This window comes from Micromonospora sp. NPDC003944 (assembly GCF_053605225.1).
In genome coordinates this window covers 25,250-42,889 of the sequence record NZ_JBSGIV010000018.1, presented here as the reverse complement: position 1 = coordinate 42,889, position 17,640 = coordinate 25,250, and the positions used below count along the sequence as shown (strand labels likewise).

Annotated in this window: 19 protein-coding genes; 10 read left to right on the top strand and 9 right to left on the bottom strand. The window is 70.7% G+C overall.

All coding sequences use genetic code 11. The features are described 5' to 3' along the window. Window positions 1–36 precede the first annotated feature (36 nt). The 3 genes from ACWER9_RS11795 to ACWER9_RS11785 form a co-directional block, all read right to left on the bottom strand. On the bottom strand, window positions 37–1,437 hold the full coding sequence (locus tag ACWER9_RS11795; RefSeq protein ID WP_030333449.1) for an alpha,alpha-trehalose-phosphate synthase (UDP-forming): 1,401 nt from the start codon (window positions 1,435–1,437) through the stop codon (window positions 37–39). 143 nt (window positions 1,438–1,580) lie between these two features. Then, window positions 1,581–1,973 carry a hypothetical protein gene (locus ACWER9_RS11790; protein ID WP_452301803.1) on the bottom strand — a complete coding sequence of 131 codons (393 nt, stop codon included), beginning with the start codon at window positions 1,971–1,973 and terminating at the stop codon, window positions 1,581–1,583. Next, entirely contained in the window at window positions 1,970–2,275 is a 306-nt protein-coding gene (locus ACWER9_RS11785; RefSeq protein WP_452301802.1) for a hypothetical protein, read from the bottom strand. Before ACWER9_RS11785 ends, ACWER9_RS11790 begins: the two co-directional genes overlap by 4 nt. Before the next feature lie 210 nt (window positions 2,276–2,485). Here ACWER9_RS11785 and ettA point away from each other — a divergent pair, with 210 nt between their 5' ends. From ettA to ACWER9_RS11765, 4 genes are all read left to right on the top strand, one after another. Then, on the top strand, window positions 2,486–4,162 hold the full coding sequence (gene ettA, locus ACWER9_RS11780; protein WP_452301801.1) for an energy-dependent translational throttle protein EttA: 1,677 nt from the start codon (window positions 2,486–2,488) through the stop codon (window positions 4,160–4,162). 12 nt (window positions 4,163–4,174) lie between these two features. After that, window positions 4,175–4,621, top strand: coding sequence for an acyl-CoA thioesterase (locus ACWER9_RS11775; protein ID WP_452301800.1), 447 nt, complete (start codon window positions 4,175–4,177; stop codon window positions 4,619–4,621). Beyond that, on the top strand, window positions 4,618–5,346 hold the full coding sequence (locus tag ACWER9_RS11770) for a hypothetical protein (RefSeq protein WP_452301799.1): 729 nt from the start codon (window positions 4,618–4,620) through the stop codon (window positions 5,344–5,346). The genes ACWER9_RS11775 and ACWER9_RS11770 overlap by 4 nt, the downstream gene beginning before the upstream one ends. 131 nt (window positions 5,347–5,477) lie before the next feature. Further along, window positions 5,478–6,062 (top strand): type III secretion system chaperone family protein, encoded by a 585-nt coding sequence (locus tag ACWER9_RS11765; RefSeq protein ID WP_357356583.1) that lies wholly within the window; start codon window positions 5,478–5,480, stop codon window positions 6,060–6,062. A 21-nt stretch (window positions 6,063–6,083) separates the two neighbouring features. Here ACWER9_RS11765 and ACWER9_RS11760 read toward each other — a convergent pair whose 3' ends face one another. From ACWER9_RS11760 to ACWER9_RS11750, 3 genes are all read right to left on the bottom strand, one after another. Beyond that, window positions 6,084–6,473, bottom strand: coding sequence for a globin (locus tag ACWER9_RS11760; RefSeq protein WP_452301798.1), 390 nt, complete (start codon window positions 6,471–6,473; stop codon window positions 6,084–6,086). 126 nt (window positions 6,474–6,599) lie between these two features. Then, the gene (locus ACWER9_RS11755; protein ID WP_452301797.1) at window positions 6,600–7,985 is read right to left on the bottom strand and encodes an MFS transporter; all 1,386 of its coding nucleotides are present in this window, start codon (window positions 7,983–7,985) and stop codon (window positions 6,600–6,602) included. Between the two features lie 231 nt (window positions 7,986–8,216). After that, window positions 8,217–9,335 (bottom strand): mechanosensitive ion channel family protein, encoded by a 1,119-nt coding sequence (locus ACWER9_RS11750; RefSeq protein ID WP_452301796.1) that lies wholly within the window; start codon window positions 9,333–9,335, stop codon window positions 8,217–8,219. 151 nt (window positions 9,336–9,486) lie between these two features. On the opposite strand from ACWER9_RS11750, the gene ACWER9_RS11745 reads away from it, so the two are divergent. Then, window positions 9,487–10,023 (top strand): HNH endonuclease, encoded by a 537-nt coding sequence (locus ACWER9_RS11745; RefSeq protein WP_030333470.1) that lies wholly within the window; start codon window positions 9,487–9,489, stop codon window positions 10,021–10,023. A gap of 31 nt (window positions 10,024–10,054) precedes the next feature. Next, complete coding sequence (locus ACWER9_RS11740) at window positions 10,055–10,330, top strand: hypothetical protein (RefSeq protein WP_452301795.1); 276 nt, start codon at window positions 10,055–10,057, stop codon at window positions 10,328–10,330. A gap of 24 nt (window positions 10,331–10,354) precedes the next feature. Here the strand turns inward: ACWER9_RS11740 and ACWER9_RS11735 are convergent, their stop codons facing one another. The 3 genes from ACWER9_RS11735 to ACWER9_RS11725 all read right to left on the bottom strand — a co-directional run bounded on the left by ACWER9_RS11735 (window position 10,355) and on the right by ACWER9_RS11725 (window position 12,409). Then, window positions 10,355–11,128: a class F sortase gene (locus ACWER9_RS11735; protein ID WP_452301855.1), complete on the bottom strand. Its 774-nt coding sequence runs from the start codon at window positions 11,126–11,128 to the stop codon at window positions 10,355–10,357. Window positions 11,129–11,203: 75 nt separating this feature from the next. Then, complete coding sequence (locus tag ACWER9_RS11730; RefSeq protein ID WP_452301794.1) at window positions 11,204–11,728, bottom strand: hypothetical protein; 525 nt, start codon at window positions 11,726–11,728, stop codon at window positions 11,204–11,206. Window positions 11,729–11,959: 231 nt separating this feature from the next. Next, the gene (locus ACWER9_RS11725; RefSeq protein WP_452301793.1) at window positions 11,960–12,409 is read right to left on the bottom strand and encodes an Lrp/AsnC family transcriptional regulator; all 450 of its coding nucleotides are present in this window, start codon (window positions 12,407–12,409) and stop codon (window positions 11,960–11,962) included. A gap of 148 nt (window positions 12,410–12,557) precedes the next feature. Here ACWER9_RS11725 and ACWER9_RS11720 point away from each other — a divergent pair, with 148 nt between their 5' ends. The 4 genes from ACWER9_RS11720 to ACWER9_RS11705 are packed head-to-tail and all read left to right on the top strand — an operon-like array spanning window position 12,558 to window position 17,624. Further along, window positions 12,558–13,460, top strand: coding sequence for a tryptophan 2,3-dioxygenase (locus ACWER9_RS11720; protein ID WP_452301854.1), 903 nt, complete (start codon window positions 12,558–12,560; stop codon window positions 13,458–13,460). A 14-nt stretch (window positions 13,461–13,474) separates the two neighbouring features. After that, complete coding sequence (gene kynU / locus ACWER9_RS11715; protein WP_452301792.1) at window positions 13,475–14,785, top strand: kynureninase; 1,311 nt, start codon at window positions 13,475–13,477, stop codon at window positions 14,783–14,785. After that, complete coding sequence (locus ACWER9_RS11710; RefSeq protein WP_452301791.1) at window positions 14,782–16,119, top strand: FAD-dependent oxidoreductase; 1,338 nt, start codon at window positions 14,782–14,784, stop codon at window positions 16,117–16,119. The genes kynU and ACWER9_RS11710 overlap by 4 nt, the downstream gene beginning before the upstream one ends. Before the next feature lie 23 nt (window positions 16,120–16,142). Beyond that, complete coding sequence (locus tag ACWER9_RS11705) at window positions 16,143–17,624, top strand: 2-hydroxymuconic semialdehyde dehydrogenase (RefSeq protein WP_452301853.1); 1,482 nt, start codon at window positions 16,143–16,145, stop codon at window positions 17,622–17,624. Window positions 17,625–17,640 lie beyond the last annotated feature (16 nt).

Below are 17,640 nucleotides of genomic sequence, written 5' to 3'. Positions count from 1 at the left end.
CGGTGGCGACTGCCGCCCCATCGTTGACGGACGTGTTCACTCGGCCTCCGCCTCCGGAACTCCGAGCTCCGAGAGGAAAGACTTGGCCCAGTGACCCACGTCGTGGGTACGCAGGTGACGTTGCATTGTCCGCATCCGGCGGCGCGCCTCGGTTTTCTCCACGTGCACTGCCCGGAGGAGGGCGTCCTTGACCGCGTCCGGGTCGTGCGGGTTACACAAAAATGCCTGGCGAAGCTCGGTGGCGGCACCGGCGAACTCACTGAGCACGAGGGCGCCACCCTGGTCGGCACGTGATGCTACGTATTCCTTTGCCACGAGGTTCATTCCGTCTCGCAGCGGGGTCACCATCATCACGTCGGCAGCAACGTACATCGCCGCCAGCTCACTGCGACTGTACGACTGATGAAGGTAATGGACCGCCGGCACGCCGACCCGACCGAACTCGCCGTTGATCCGACCGACCTCGCGCTCAACTTTGACCCGTAGTGCCTGGTAGTGCTCCACGCGCTCGCGGCTGGGCGTGGCGACCTGAACCATGACCGCGTCGGGAACTGTCAACTTTCCGTCAGCCAGCAGCTCCCGGAAGGCCTTGAGTCGCAACTCGATGCCCTTGGTGTAATCCAGCCGGTCGACGCCCAGGATTATCGTCTTCGGGTCGCCCAGCTCAGCGCGGATCTGCTTGGCCCGGGCCTGGATCGCCGGATCGGCGGCCATCCGTTCCATCTCCTGCGTGTCGATCGAGATGGGGAAGGCGCCCGCCTTCACCTGCCGACCGTCGACCTGGATCATCTGCCCCTCGTAGCGGAGCCCGAGCAGGTGCCGGGCCAGCCGGACGAAGTTCTGCGCGGCCAGCCGCTGCTGGAACCCGACGAGGTCGGCGCCGAGCAGACCGCGCAGGATCTCGGTGCGGAACGGCATCTGCATGAACAGCTCGATGGGCGGGAACGGGATGTGCAGGAAGAACCCGATCCGCAGGTCCGGCCGGAGCTCACGGAGCATCGCCGGCACCAACTGGAGCTGGTAGTCCTGCACCCAGACCGTCGCGCCCTCGGCGGCGACGTCGGCTGCGGCCTCCGCGAACCGGGCGTTGACCAGGCGGTACGCCTCCCGCCACCGGCGCTTGTAGGCGGGCGTCTCCACCGCGTCGTGGTAGAGCGGCCAGATCGTCGCGTTGGACTGGCCCTCGTAGTAGCGCTCCAACTCCTCCGCGCTGAGCGGGACCGGGTGCAGCCGGATCCCCTCCAGGTCGAACGGCTCGGGGGCCGCGCCGGTGCCACCGGCCCAGCCGACCCAGGTGCCCTTGTGTTCGGCGAGTACGGGATGGAGCGCGGTGACCAGCCCACCAGGGCTGCGTCGCCACTGCCGGCCCTCGGGTGTGCTCACCTCGTCGACCGGCAGACGGTTCGCCACTACGACAAAGGAGCTACGGACGGTCACGATCGGCCACCTCCGGGTACTGACGGGTCCACCGCGATGAGCGTACTGAGCGTAGCTGCGGCGTCTTGTGCCTAGTGCCGGAGTCTCCTACCCGCCCCGGTCGGGCCGAACCCTGAAGGTGATCTTCTCGACAGCCGCGCTGGTCAGAGCTCGATGATCGGCCACTCCTTGGGCAGCACCTCACCCAGCAGTTCCCGCCGATCCGTCATGATCGGCACGAGGGGGTGGGCGGCGGCGTCCATCGCCAGCTGTGCGAGGTCCATCCGGCCGTTCATCCGGCGCGACCAGCCGCCGAGATAGTTGCACATCTCGGGTTCGACGGGGGTGATCTGAATATGCGGAAGTGCGCCGAGCAGTTCGAGCATCTCCCACTGCGCGGGGGTCGCCCGTTGATGTGCGTTGGCGAGGCACAGGGCGGGGACGAGCACCTGCCGGCCGCGGTCGGCTGCCTTCGCGATCCGGTGCCCGACGTCCAGCTCCGTCGAGGAGTAGGCGAGCAGTGCGGTGGTGTCCAGTGCGAGGCCGAAAGCGATCACCTGCGAGCAGTGGCGCGTGCTGCGTGAAACTTGTCGCGTGCTGCCAGAACCTCGTTCTGTAGCCTGGCAGCCTCTATGCGCAGCTCCGGCGTGATGCTCGCCTCTAGCTGGTCCATCTCGACCTGCGCTCGCGCCAACCCCTCGTCAGTGAGCGCGAAGCCAGCGCTCCGCAGGATCTCCCGCGTCCTTTCTCCGGCCACCCGGCGTCGCAGTGATTCCGCCACGTAGGCGGAAGCGTTCGGTTCCTGTGCGAGCCGTTCGGCGAGATCGTCAGGCAGGCTGACTGTGATCTTCTTGGTCATACCAAAAAAGCTACTTTGCCTTACCGGCTGGGGCAACGCGGCTCGCCGACGTACTCCTGGGGCGGGGTGATGTGGGCGAAGCGCGCCGTACCTGTCAGGATTGACGATGGCGTGCGCGCGGCCGGCTCCCGGCCGGCGGCGGCGGGCGGTCCTCGCAGCCCGCGCCGCGCCGCCGATCAGCGACAGCAACCGACGGAGGTAGCCCGCACCGTGGCCCAGTACATCTACGTCCTGGAAAAGGCGCGCAAGGCGCACGGCGACAAGGTCGTGCTCGACAACGTCACGTTGAGCTTCCTGCCGGGGGCCAAGATCGGTGTGCTCGGTCCGAACGGCGCCGGCAAGTCCAGCCTCCTCAAGATCATGGCAGGCCTGGACAAGCCGAGCAACGGCGAGGCCCGACTCATGCCCGGTTACACCGTCGGCATGCTCGCCCAGGAGCCCCCGCTCAACGAGGCCAAGACCGTGCTCGGCAACGTCGAGGAGGCGGTCGCCGAGACCAAGGCCAAGCTGGAGCGGTTCAACAAGATCGCCGAGCAGATGGCCACCGACTACTCCGACGAGCTGATGGAGGAGATGGGCAAGCTCCAGGAGGAGCTCGACCACCTCGACGCCTGGGACGTCGACTCCAAGCTCGAACTGGCCATGGACGCCCTGCGCTGCCCGCCGCCGGACGCCGACGTGACCCAGCTCTCGGGCGGTGAGCGTCGCCGGGTCGCGCTCTGCAAGCTGCTGCTCGAGGCGCCCGACCTGCTGCTGCTCGACGAGCCGACCAACCACCTGGACGCGGAGAGCGTCTCCTGGCTGGAGCAGCACCTCGCAAAGTACGCGGGCACCGTCATGGCGATCACCCACGACCGGTACTTCCTCGACAACGTGGCCAACTGGATCCTCGAGCTGGACCGCGGCCGGACCTACCCGTACGAGGGCAACTACTCCACCTACCTGGAGAAGAAGGCCGCCCGGCTGGCCGTCGAGGGCCGCCGCGACGCCAAGATGAAGAAGCGCCTCACCGAGGAGTTGGAGTGGGTCCGCTCCAACGCCAAGGCCCGGCAGACCAAGTCGAAGGCCCGCCTCGACCGGTACGACGAGATGGCCACCGAGGCCGAGAAGACCCGCAAGCTCGACTTCGAGGAGATCCAGATCCCGCCGGGCCCGCGCCTGGGCAGCACGGTGATCGAGGCGCAGAACCTCAGCAAGGGCTTCGGTGACCGGCTGCTGATCGACAACCTGTCGTTCTCGCTGCCGCGCAACGGCATCGTCGGCATCATCGGCCCCAACGGCGTCGGCAAGACCACCCTGTTCAAGACCATCGTCGGGCTGGAGGAGCCGACAAGCGGCCAGGTCCGGGTCGGTCCCACCGTCTCGCTGTCGTACGTCGACCAGAACCGGGAGGGCCTCAACGGCGACAAGACCGTCTGGGAGGTCGTCTCCGACGGACTCGACTACCTGATGGTGGGCAAGGTCGAGATGCCGTCGCGGGCGTACATCGCCGCGTTCGGCTTCAAGGGCCCGGACCAGCAGAAGCCGACGAAGGTGCTCTCCGGCGGTGAGCGCAACCGGCTCAACCTGGCGCTGACCCTGAAGATCGGCGGCAACGTCATCCTGCTCGACGAGCCGACGAACGACCTGGACGTGGAGACGCTCTCCAGCCTGGAGAACGCGCTGCTGGAGTTCCCCGGCTGCGCCGTGGTCATCTCGCACGACCGGATGTTCCTGGACCGCGTCGCCACGCACATCCTGGCCTGGGAGGGCGACGACCAGGACCCGTCCAAGTGGTTCTGGTTCGAGGGCAACTTCGAGGCGTACGAGAAGAACAAGATCGACCGCCTCGGCGCGGAAGCCGCCCGACCGCACCGGGTGACGTACCGCAAGCTGACTCGCGACTGACCGGCCGAGAAGGTGTCTGACCGCTTCGTCTACCACTGCACCCTGCGCTGGTCCGACCTGGACGCGTACGGCCACGTCAACAACTCGCGCTTCCTCACCCTGTACGAGGAGGCGCGGGTCGCGTTGATGTTCGCCGGCGGCCGGGCCTGGGGAGTCGGCTCGTTCGCCGACGGGGTGGTGATCCGCCGGCACGAGGTCGACTACCTCCGCCCGGTCGACTACGCGCTCGGCCGGGCCACCGCGGAGGCGGCGCCCACGGTGCGGATCGAGCTGTGGGTGGAGGAGATCCGGGCTTCCCGGTTCACCGTCGCCTACGAGCTGTACGACGGCGAGGTGCTGGCCAGCCGAGCCCGCTCGGTGCTGGTGCCGTTCGACCTGACCCGTCAGGTGCCCCGGCGGATCACCACCGAGGAACGGGACTTCCTGCTTACGTACGCGCCGAAGGGCGGTGTGGGGTGACCCGGCCGGGCACCGCTGAGCCGGGCCGGGTGGCGGCGTCCACCCACGGCATCGCCGGGGTGACGGACGCCGGTGCCTTCCTGGCCCGGCTGGTCCGGCTGGATCCGGTCGCGCCGGTCCGGCTGCGGCCGGCCGGCGCACCGGGCCGGGTCGCCCTGTGGGCCCGGCTGCCGTGGCAGGTCCTGGTGGTCCGCACGGTTGCCGGCGGACCGGCCGACGGTGTCGTCGAGGACGTCACGGTGAACGCCGGGGAGTTGCTCGCGGAGTTGGAGCGGGGCGGCACCGCCCTACCGACCCGCCGCGACGCCCAGTGGCGGTGGCCGCTGCCGCCGGCGCGGAGCCGACAGGTGGAGGCGCTGCCCGTTGCCGAGGTGCGACGGATCGCGGACGCGGCGGCGGGCACCCTGCGGACGGCGAGCGAGCAGGGTGTGGGCGGTCGTGCCGTGGGTCAGCGGGCGCTGCGGGACGCGCTGCTCGACCACGTGGCGGTGCTGATCACCCCGGACGGGGCGGCCGCCGCGCCCGTCGAGGTGCCGCAGCGGCTGGTGCAGGGGGTGGTCCGCATGGGCTTCCTCGGCGGTACGGCGGCCAGCACGGCCGGGAACGCCGTTCAGGTGCGGGTGGCCGGGCGTTGGGTCGGCCTGGTGGGACCGCACGGAGCGGCCTGGTTGCAGAAGGCCACGGATCTTGCCGTGACACCCCTGAATGCTCGTCCGAACGGATGACCCCAGATCATTCTTCTGGTCAGGGGCGGTCGTTGGGGGGGTGCTTCAACCCGGCTGTCCGGGTACCGTCCATCCTCGGATCCAACGCACCGTAGGCGACTGGATCCGCTGGGGAGTGAGGTGCGCGAGCGATGCCGTGGTGGTCATGGCGCCCCGGTCCCGCCGACGGCGGCGAACCGGAAACCCGAAGCGGGATCACAGTCGATAGCGCGGTCCGGATCGGGCCGCCAAGCCCTCGCCAGCCGGGGGACGACTGCCCGTCCAACGAGCGGCCCGTGCTGACCGAGATGCCCGCCACCGTCGAGCCGGTGAGTCTGCGTCGGGTCTGCGACGCGCTCGATCTGCTCGACGTGCGTTATCTGGCCGACGGCGACGGCAACCTGCTGGCGATGTGGGAGCGGCACGCGGTGCTTGTCACCCTCGAAGGCCCGGAGGACGAGATCCTGGTCATGCGGGCCCGCCCGCACGCCACGGTCCCGCCGGACTGGGCCGACCGGGCGTACCGGGTGGTCAACGAGTGGAACCACACCCGCCGGTTCTGCAAGGCCTACATCGGCGACCCGACCGAGCGGGGTCAGCTGCCGATCTACGCCGAGCTTCAGGTGCCACTCGGTGCCGGCACCCACGACGCGCTCCTGGTCGAGATGCTCGACTGCGGCGCGGCGGTCGCCACCAGCTTCGTGGACTGGCTGCACGACGAGGGCGCCCTGCTCTGACGCCGCCTCGGGTCGAGCGGGTCAGCCCCCGTTGGCCGGGTCGTCCTCGACGTTGACCATGAAGTACGCGGCCCGCTCCAGGTAGTCCCAGAGGGTGCTGGCGATCTCCGGCTCGAGGCCGAGGCGGTCTACGGCGCGGCGCATGTTGCGCAGCCAGGCGTCCCGTTCGGCCGCGCCGATCCGGAACGGCGCGTGCCGCATCCGTAGCCGCGGGTGCCCGCGCTGGGCGGAGTACGTGTTCGGCCCGCCCCAGTACTGCATCAGGAACAGCGTCATCCGGTCAGCGGCCGGGCCCAGGTCCTCCTCCGGGTACATCGGCCGCAGCAGGGGATCGGTGGCGATCCCGGCGTAGAACTCGTCGACCAGCTTGCGGAAGGTGGGTTCGCCGCCGACCGCTTCGAAGAGGGTCATCGACGCACCGGGACGGTCGGATTCACCTGCGGAAGTCACAGTTCCATCCTGCCAGGTGCGCCCGGCGCCCACCCGACCCGCGGAGCGTGCGTCGGATCACGCCGGTTCGACATCCCCGAATGCCGGTCAGGTGACCGCGTGCCGGCGGTGGCCGTCCCCGGCGTGCGGGTCTGACGTGCCTCCCACCTGGCGGTGGCCGGCTGAGCCGTCAGGTCCGGAGGCCGACGGATCGGCGTTGGCCGCCGAGGCGGCAGCGATCGCGTCGTCCACCGTCTGCCGGTCCGGCCAGCGCAGCGTGGCCACCGTCATCAGCACCACCCCGGCGGCGCTCCACACCCCGACCACGACCGGGATCGGGAACCGCTCGGAGAGCACCCCGGTGACGAGCACCGCGAGACCCTGGATGACCTGCACACCGGTGGCCATCACGCCGAAGGCGCGGGCCCGGAACCCGTTCGGCAGCGCCTGGACGAACAGACCGTTGGCCATCGGCAGCATGCCGGCGACCGCGAACCCACAGAGCGCGGCGAGCAGCGCGACCACCAGCGGCGGGGGGTCGAGGAGCACCGGCACGAGCACCAGCGGGGCGAGCACCGCGAGCGGTCGCATCAGCTTCAGCCGGCGAGCCGGCCCGAACAGGCGACTCACCAGCAGACCGCCGAGGATGAAACCGACCGGGTTGGCCACCATGATCGCTGCCTGCGCGGTGCCCGCGCTCACCGCGCCCCGGCTCTCCTCGTTGGCCCAGGCCGCGGCGAGCCCCTCGGGGACGATCGAGAAGAGCATCGCGCTGAAGACCAGGACCGCGATGGCCCGCAACACAGGTGTACGGAAGACGATGCCGAACCCCTGGCGAGTCTCCCGCAGCAGGTGGCTGCGGTGCGCCGGGTTCATCACCGGCGGCCGGTCGCGCACACCGAGCCGGACCAGCAACGCCGAGAGACCGAACGTGGCCGCGTTGAACAGCAGCGCCACCTCCGGGTCGATCGCGGCGACAGCGGCGCCGAAGACGTACCCAACGACCTGGGCGGCCTGCCCGACGCTGCTGTTCAACGACAGCCCCACCACCAGCCGGTCCCCGGCGAGCAACTGCGGAATCAGCGCGGACTTCGCCGCCTGGCTCGGTGGGTTGGCCAACGTGGCGGCGAAGATGAGCACCAGCACCGCCTGGTACGGCAGGCCGGGAATGGCGATGAGCAGCATCAACGCCATTCGGATGAGGTCACACGCCACCATCACCCGGCGGTACGCGTACCGCTCCGCGAGTGCGGCGAGCACGGGACCGCCGAGCAGCCAGGGCAGGAAGCTGACCGCGAAGGCGGTCGCGGAGAGCGCGACGGACTGGGTCTGCTGGTAGACCAGCAGGGTGACGGCTGCCTTCGCGACATAGTCGCCGACCCAGGAGAGAGCGCCAGCCACGAACACGGCCCGGAACTCGTGCTGGGCGAACACTTCGCGAAACGTGGCGGGGCCTTCCGCGGAAGGTCGCTCGTCAGGCACCGTCGCCTCCATCGGCCCCGGCTCGGCCGCTCGTGGCAGCCCGGCCGGAAGCTCTCGTCAGATCTACGGATCAGCGAGGATGTGATCACGCTTTGGTGGGAACGCGTGCTCCGGATTCTGCCCGATCGTCTGACAACTAGCTAGGTCGAACGGGTCGTTCGTCGCCTCCCCGACTGAACGAACGGACGATACCCGAGGGGCCGGGCGGATCGCGACCCCTGAATCACAGGACAGTGTCGCGGGTCAGGTTGCGCCGCCCTGACCAGTCTCACCCTCGGTCAGCGGCCGGGTCGACAGGCCGGGATAGATGCGGGCGGCCGCGATCTGCGCGGTGATTCCCGAGTTCTCCAGCGCCTCCGCGAGACGTCGACGCAGTTCCCGGCCCACCGCGAACTGCCCGTCCGCGGTCGTCTTCACCACGGTGCGGATGACCGCGCCGTCCACCGTCACCTGCTCGACACCGAGCACCTCGGGCTCCTCGACGATCTCCGGCGACAGCTCCGGGTCCATCGCGATCGAGGCGGCCGCGGTCCTGAGCACCGCCGTGGCCTCCTCGGTGCTGTTGAAACCGATCGGCAGGTCGACCACCACGAGGGCCCAGCCCTGGCTCTTGTTACCCACCCGGATGATCTCGCCGTTGCGGATGTACCAGAGCACGCCGCGGCCGTCGCGCACGGTGGTGACCCGCAGGCCGACCGACTCGACCACGCCCATCGCCTCGCCCAGGTCGACGTTGTCACCCACGCCGTACTGGTCCTCGATCAGCATGAAGAGGCCCGCGATCAGGTCCTTCACCAGGCTCTGCGCACCGAAACCCAACGCGACGCCGGCGATCCCCGCGCTGGCCAGCAGCGGAGCCAGGTCGAAGCTGAACTCGCGCAGGATCATCAGCAGCGCGATGCCGAAGACGAACGCGGTGGTCAGGCTGCGCAGCACCGACCCGATCGCCTCGGCCCGCTGCCGCCGTCGCTCGGGCACGAACTCGGCCGGGTCGGCCGCGGCGGTGGGCACCCGCTCGCGCAGCGGCCGCAGCATCGTCGGCACCGCACCGTCGGTGGTCGTCCGAACCAGCCGGTTGATCGTCCGGTGCAGCGCCCAGCGGGCCACCATCGCCAGTGCCAGGATCAGCAGCACCCGCAGCGGTTTGAGCAGGATCCAGTAACTCCCCTCGGCGAACCACGCCGACCTGGTGATGTCGTAGATCCACTCACAGGAGGTGCTGCCCTGGCAGCTCACCGAGACGGTGTCGGACAGGGCTAGGGGCGTCACGCTTGCGGCACTCACCCTGTCTTCGTACCGCAAGGGGCCGGAGGGCCCGCCGCCGACCCACCGGCCCGGATGCGGATGATCCTCATACCCCATGCGGGATTAGTACGTGCAATCCGGGGTCCGATCAGGGACTATTGGCGCAACGGACGTCGGTGATCGGCCCGGCGTCGACCGTGTGGGCAGTCGTGCCCGGCCCCGGTCGGCGGCGGTCCCCAGCAGCCGCTGAACCGGGAGGGTGAGCGCGATGCCTGACATACGACCCACGGTGGGCTCCGGCGCGTTGGTCCTCAACGCCACCTACGAGCCGCTGTGTGTCGTGTCGGTGCGTCGCGCCGCGATCCTCGTCCTCTCCGCCAAGGCGGTCTGCGTCGCCGACGGGGACGGCATCCTGCACAGTGCCCGGGACGCGCTCCCGGTGCCATCGGTGGTCCGGCTGACACGTTTCGTCCGGGTGCCGTACCGCACCCATGTCGGGCTGTCCCGACGGGCGATCTTCGCCCGGGACGGGTGGCGGTGCGCCTACTGCCGGGGCCCGGCCGAGACCATCGACCATGTCTTTCCCCGCAGCCGGGGCGGCCGACACGCCTGGGAGAACGTGGTCGCCGCGTGTGCCAGGTGCAACCACACCAAGGGCGACAAGACCCCGGCCGAGATGGGGTGGCGATTACACGCGTTGCCGGCCGCACCGAAGGGCACCGCCTGGCGGGTCCTCGGGCACCGCGCCCCCGACCCCCGTTGGGCCGACTGGCTCGATCTGCGCGAGCCCGAAGCCGCCGCCTGACCGGGTCAGTCCTGCTGTCCGGCGGCCCGGCGTGCCGCGCGGTCGCGGCGACGCACCGCACGGTCGTGCGCGATCGGCTGCCGTCGGACGCCTCTTCCGGCTGGAGATCGACGGCACTGTTCGCGCGACCGCAGCCGCGTTCGCCGAGCCGACGCTACGCAGCCTCGACGCCATTCACCTCGCCGCAGCCCAGGTTCTGACCAACGAGTCCGGATCGCCACTCATCGCATTCGTCAGTTACGACCGGCGACTGCTCGACCGTGCCAAGGCCGCCGGGTTGCCGGTGGCAAGCCCGGGCCAGACCTGACCCGTAGCCCCGATCTGCCCGCCCTCAACCGGAACGCGCCTTGACCAGCGAGGCGAAGACCACGACGTTGTCCGCGTAGCCGGTCTCGCCGCCGACCCACTGGCCCCCGCAGGTGATCAGCCGGAGGCTCGGGCGGCTGAAGTCGCCGTACACGTCGTCCACCGGCAGTTGGCCCTTGTCGAACTTCTCCACCGAGTTGACCTCGAAGACCGCCACGCGCTCGTCGGTGCGGGTGACCTCGATCTCGTCACCGGGGCGCAGTTCGCGGAGTTTGTGGAAGACCGCCGGACCGCTCGTGGTGTCGACGTGCCCGACGATCACGGCCGGGCCGTACTGGCCCGGGGTGGGGCCCTGGTCGTACCAGCCGGCCTCCTGCGCGCGGGCGGCGTCCGGCACGGCGATCGTGCCGTCCGGTGCGATGCCCACGTCGTGGACTGGCGCCCGCACGTCGATCTTGTCGATGGCGAGGCTGGTCGGATGGCTGGCCGGCAGCACCGGGAACTTCTTCGGCGGCGGTCGCAGGCCCGCGCTGAGCCGGTCCGGCAGCAGGCTCAATCCGGTCACCTGCTCGACGCCGAGCATCGCCACGATCAGCACCATCAGCGTGGCGATGGCCAGCACCGGCAACCCGGGGCTCGTACCGAACCGGTGTCGGGTCGATGGCGGCCCGGCCGGGCGCCGCGGTGGCAGCGGGCGGGCGGCCGGATCGGTGGTGGCGACGCTTGCCGACACGGCCTGCCCGGCGACCCGGCGCAGCCGCCCGGAGACGCGGGCCACCAGCCGGCCGGACGCGCGCAGCGCCGGCCCGGCCCGGAGGCGGGCGCGGCGGTCCTGCCGCGCACGCGCGGATCTGCGGGTCATGGCTGGTCCGGCTCAGGCGCCGGCTCCCGGTCGACGTCGACCGCCGGCCATGCCGAGCACGATCGCGGTCGCCACCAACGCCACACCGCCCAGCACCAGCAGCGAGCCGGTGCCACGACCGCCGGCCATTCCGCCGCCACCTGTCGCCGGGCCCTTGCTCGGCGAGGCCATGTTCAGCACGGTCACCGTGGTCGACGCCGTCTGACCGTTGTCGCAACGCAGGTCGACCGGGTAGTCACCGGCCGGCTTGTCGCGCGGAACGCTTGCCTGCGCGGTGAGGAAGCCCTTGTCGGGTCTCAGCGTCACCGACCCGAACGCGTCGGAGTGCACGCTCGACTGCCGGTTGTTGTTGTCGTTGTCGCAGCTCGCCTTGATGCTGACCCGGCTGCCGGCCTGGACGCTGTTCGGTGTCACCTCGACGAAGACGTTCTCGCCGGCGCTCGCCGGTGCGACAGACAACAGGACGAACGCCCCGACCAGCCCCACAAGTGTCAGTGCGGACGAGAGCGCGCGGTTGATCGTGCGGATTGCCTGCATGATTTCCCCCCAACCGGCGACGACCGCCGGAACCCTCCCCTGGGCACGAGCGCTGCTTTCCCCCCACCCCAAAGCCAAACCCGCCCAGCCCACGCCCTCACCCGCCCGCCCCAGCCCGCGATCTTGCACTTTCTGCACCGACGAATGCCTATGAGAAGGACATAACGTCAACAGAAACTGCAAGATCGCCGCAGGGGGGCGGCGGGGGCGCGCGGGACGGGGGGAGCGGGATTAGCGGGGTGGGTGGGGGAGGGGGGTTACGGGGTGCCAGTTCAAGGGGGAGGAGAGGACCATCGTGCTCGAGGGCTGGCCGTAGGGGGCGAGGCGGTCGATGACGCCCTCGAAGGCGCCGATCGAGCCGGCCGCCACCTTCAGCACGCTGCACGCGTCTCCGGTGATCCGGTGGATCTCCAGAATCTCCGGCCAGTCGGCCACCGTCGGGTCGTGCAGGATGCAACGCGCGCCGTAACAGGACATCCGGATCAGGGCGACCACGGTCCGGCCGGCGCGGCTCAGGTCGACATGGGCGTGGTAGCCGGTGATGACCCCGGCCTCCTCCAGCCGGCGGACCCGCTCCGCGACCGACGGTGGCGACAGGTGCACCCGCCGGGACAGCTCGCTGAAGGAGAGCCGCGCGTCGGCCTGCAGCTCACGCAGCAACGCCCAGTCCATGTCGTCCACGCTCAGACCTTACTTTCGTGAACCAACTTCGCCTAGTTGCCTTTGGTTTGCCTGGAGAACGCGGCGAGAGCCGTTGATTCGGCATTCCATCTGGCGATCCGACCGCGGGATCATGGCGGCGGCTAGTCCGGGGAGGGGAGACGAGATGGTGGATCAGACGGAGCGGCGGGCGCCGAACCGCCGTGCCACGGTGCAACCGGTGACTCCCGGGCAGCGGGTCGCGCAGGCGGAGCGTACCGGCGGTGAGCCGACGTTGGAGTTCGCCGACATGGTGCCGTACGACGCGTACGTGCAGGCCAGCGCTCTGCACAAGATGCAGCACCCGCTCAGCAGCGACCCGGGCGAGATGTCCTTCCTGATGGTTAGCCAGATCATGGAGTTGTACTTCGGCCTGACCTGCCACGAACTGCGGGAGACCCAGCGGCTGGTCCGCGCCGACCAGATCTGGGAGGCGTTGGCCCCGCTCGGCCGAGCCAAGCTGCACCTGGAGGGGCTCAACGCCGCCTGGCAGGGCCTGCGCTGGATGAGCCCGGCCGACTTCAACCGGTTCCGCAACCTGCTCGGCGAGGCCTCCGGCTTCCAGTCCGCGATGTACCGGCAGTTGGAGTTCCTGCTCGGGCTGCGCGACCCGACGCTGATCCGCCCGTTCCGCCGGCAGACCGAGGTGTACGCGGAGCTGACCGACGCGTTGGCCACCCCGAGCCTCTGGGACGATGTGCTCGCGCTGCTCGCCCGGAGCGGCTTCGACCTCCCCGCCGACCTGCTCGACCGGGACGTGGCCGTCGAGCACGACCCGCACCCGCTGGTCGAGGCGGCCTGGGTGCGGATCTACGACGACGCCGGCCCGGACAACCGCCTGCGGCTGCTCGGTGAGGCGTTGAGCGCTGTCGCCGAGGAGTTCGGCGACTGGCGCTGGAACCACGTCAAGGCGGTGCAGCGGACGATGGGCGCCAAGGTCGGCAGCGGCGGCTCTGCCGGCCTGGCGTGGTTGCAGCGCAGCATGGCCCGGGTGGTCTTCCCGGAGCTGTGGTCGGCCCGCACCGCGATGTGACCGGAGAGCGAAACATGCACACCCCAGAACACGAAGCACACCGCCTCGCCGGCGGCGAGGCCGAAGCACACCGCCTCGACGAGGCCGACCCCGGCCACCGGCACCTGTTCCACGTGCCGCCGGCCGACGGCGGTGACCACCCAGAGTCGGCGTACCTGGCCGGCAACTCGCTCGGCCTGCAACCACGGGCCACCCGCGACGAACTCCTCGCCGACGTGGACGCCTGGGCGCGACTCGGCGTGGAGGGGCACCTGGAGGCGGAGCGCGCCTGGCTTCCGTACCACGAGCTGTTGACCGGGCCGGCCGCGCGACTTGTCGGCGCCCGGCCCGCGGAGGCCGTGGTGATGAACTCGCTCACGGTCAACCTGCACCTGCTGATGGTCAGCTTCTACCGACCGGCCGGCGCGCGCACCCGCATCGTCATCGAGGACGCCGCGTTCCCGTCGGACAGCTACGCCGTGCGCAGCCAGGCCCGGTTCCACGGCCTGGACCCGGACGACACGGTGGTCCGGCTGCGTCCGCGTGCGGGTGAGGACGCCCTGCGCACCGAGGACGTGACCGACTACCTGGCCGCCGAGGGCGACCGGGTGGCGCTGCTGCTGCTCGGCGGGGTCAACTACCTGACCGGCGAGCTGATGGACATCCCGGCGATCACGGCTGCCGGCCGGGCGGCGGGCGCGGTGGTGGGGTGGGACCTGGCCCATGCCGTCGGCAACGTGCCGCTGGCCCTGCACGACTGGGACGTCGACTTCGCCGCGTGGTGCTCCTACAAGTACCTGAACTCCGGCCCGGGTGCCCTCGCCGGCGTCTTCGTGCACGAGCGGCACCTCGGTGACCCCGACCTGCCCCGCTTCGAGGGGTGGTGGAGCACCGCGGCGGCCACCCGGTTCGAGATGACGCCCGAGTCCCGGCCACCGGCCACTGTGGAGGCCTGGCAGATCTCCAACCCGCCGATCTTCGCGATGGGGCCGGTACGTACCTCACTGGAGCTGTTCGACAGGGTCGGCATGCCCGTGCTGCGGGCCCGCAGCCTGCGGCTCACCGGCTGGCTGGAGTCGCTGCTCGACGAGGTCGTCGCCGACCGTCCGCTGCGGGTGGTCACCCCGCGCGACCCGGCCCGGCGGGGCTGCCAGCTCTCGGTCCGCATCGGGTCCGGCAGCGCCGCCGAGCTGACCAGACGCCTGCGGTACGAGCACGGCGTCATCGCCGACGCCCGCGAACCGGACGTGGTCCGGTTCGCCCCGGTTCCGCTCTACTCCACGTACCTCGACTGTTGGCGGGCGGCCGCGGCGTTGGCGGCGACGGTCAGGCAGGAGCCGTCATGACCCCGCAGCGCGACGAGATCGCGATCATCGGTGCGGGGCTGGCCGGCTGTCTGGCCGCCTGCTTCCTGGCCCGGCGTGGCTACCCGGTGGCCCTCTACGAACGCCGGTCCGACCCGCGTACCGGAACGGCCGAACGGGGTCGCTCGATCAACCTGGCGCTCTCCGAGCGTGGCCTGGACGCGTTGCGCCGGATCGGGCTGGCCGAGCAGGTGATGACCGACGCGCTGCCGATGCGCGGCCGGATGATCCACCCGGTCGAGGGCGAGCAGCAGTTCCAGTCGTACAGCGCGGCCGGCGACCGGGCGATCAACTCGATCAGCCGGGGCGCGCTGAACAACGCCCTGCTGGACGAGGCCACCGCCCTGCCCGGGGTGCGGGTCGTCTTCGACCACCGCCTCGTCGGGCTCGACCCGACCGACGGCACGCTGAGTTTCGAGACCCCGCAGGGCCCGGTCGCGGCGAAGGCGTCGGTCGTACTCGGTGCCGACGGCGCCGGCTCCGCGGTGCGCGGGCAGCTGCTGGCGTACGGGCTGCTGGACGAGAGCGTGGACTTCCTCGACTACGGCTACAAGGAGCTGACGATCCCGCCCCTGGGCGGGGACTTCGCCCTCGACCCGGACGCCCTGCACATCTGGCCGCGCGGCACCTCGATGATGATCGCGCTGCCCAACCCGGACCGCTCCTTCACCTGCACGCTCTTCTGGCCCAACGACGGCGTCGGCAGCTTCGCCTCGTTGACCAGCCCGGCGGAGATCGAACGGCACTTCACCGAGCACTACCCGGACGTGGTGCCGCTGGCCCCGCAGCTTGTCGACGACTATCAGCACAACCCGGTGGGTGTGCTGGGCACCGTGCGCTGCACCCCCTGGCAGGTCAACGGCACTGTCGGCCTGCTCGGCGACGCGGCGCACGCCATCGTGCCGTTCTACGGCCAGGGCGCCAACTGCGCCTTCGAGGACGTGGTGGAGCTGGACCGCTGCCTGGACGAGTGCGCCGACGACTGGTCGGCGGCGCTGCCCCTCTTCCAGCGGCGTCGACAGGAGAACGCCGAGGCCATCGCGACGATGGCGCTCACCAACTTCGTGGAGATGCGGGACAAGGTCGCCTCCCCGGTCTTCCAGACCCGACGGCGGGTGGAGCACGCGCTGGAACGGGCCCTGCCCGGCCGGTACGTTTCCCAGTACGAGCTGGTGTCGTTCTCCACCACCCCGTACGCCGAGGTGCGCCGCCGGGTGCGCCGACAGCATCGCGTGCTCGGGGCGGTCGTCGGCGGGGCCGCGCTGCTGGTGGTCGGCGCGATCGGTGCGGCACTGAGCCGAGGGAGGCGCGCATGACCGGCAACTGGGACCCACGCTTGATGGCCGGCCACGCGCCGGACGGCCCGCACCGGTTGCGCAACTTCGTCGCCGGCGAGTTCGTCGACGGCGGAACGACCTTCGCCAAGGCCAGCCCGGTCACCGGTGAGCAGGTCTTCGAGGTGGACGAGGCATCGAAGTCCACGGTGGACGATGCAGTGGCCGCCGCCCGGGCCGCGCTGCGCGGGCCGTGGGGCCGGATGGGGGAGCGGGAGCGCGCCGACGTGCTGCGCCGCGTGGCCGACGAGCTGGAGCGCCGCTTCGACGATCTGGTCACCGCCGAGGTCGCCGACACCGGCAAGTCCATCGCCCAGGCCCGCACGCTGGACATCCCACGCGGAGCGGCGAACTTCCGGGCGTTCGCGGAGATCGTGGCGACCGCCCCCACCGAGTCGTTCACCACCGTCACCCCGACCGGTGGCCGGGCGCTCAACTACGCGCTGCGCAAGCCGGTCGGTGTGGTCGCGGTCATCGTGCCGTGGAACCTGCCGCTGTTGCTGCTCACCTGGAAGGTCGCCCCCGCGTTGGCCTGCGGCAACGCCGTGGTGGTGAAGCCCAGCGAGGAGACACCCGCGTCGGCGACGCTGCTCGCCGAGGTGATGGCCGCCGCCGGCGTACCGGCCGGGGTGTTCAACCTCGTGCACGGCTTCGGGCCGGGTTCGGCCGGCGAACACCTCACCCGGCACCCCGGCGTCGACGCGATCACCTTCACCGGCGAGTCGGCGACCGGCGGCGCGATCATGCGGGCCGCCGCCGACGGGGTGAAGGCGGTCAGCTTCGAGCTGGGTGGCAAGAACGCCGGCCTGGTCTTCGCCGACGCCGACCTCGACGCCGCGGTGGCCGGGTCGGTGCGGTCCAGCTTCACCAACGGCGGTCAGGTGTGCCTCTGCACCGAGCGCATCTACGTGCAGCGCCCGGTCTTCGAGGAGTTCACCGCCCGGCTGGCGAAGCGGGCCGGCGAGTTGGCGTACGGCTGGCCGACCGACGAGGCCACCGCCACCATGCCGCTGATCTCCCACCAGCACCGGGCGAAGGTGCTCGGGGCGTACGACCTGGCCCGGTCCGAGGGCGCCGAGGTGCTCACCGGCGGCGGCACCCCCACCTTCGGCGACGCCCGCGACGGCGGGTCGTACGTACAGCCGACGGTGCTCACCGGGCTCGGCCCGGACGCCCGGACCAACCGGGAGGAGATCTTCGGCCCGGTGGTGCACGTCGCCCCGTTCGACACCGAGGACGAGGCGTACGCCCTCGCCAACGGCACCGAGTACGGCCTGGCGGCGACGGTGTGGACCCGGGACGTCGGCGTCGCGCACCGGGCCGGCGCCCGACTCGACGCCGGCATCGTCTGGGTCAACACGTGGTTCCTGCGTGACCTGCGCACCCCGTTCGGCGGGGTGAAGGCGTCCGGGATCGGTCGCGAGGGCGGCGTGCACTCGCTGAACTTCTACTCCGAACTCACGAACGTCTGCGTGGACCTGTCGTGAGCGCACCGCAGCGAGG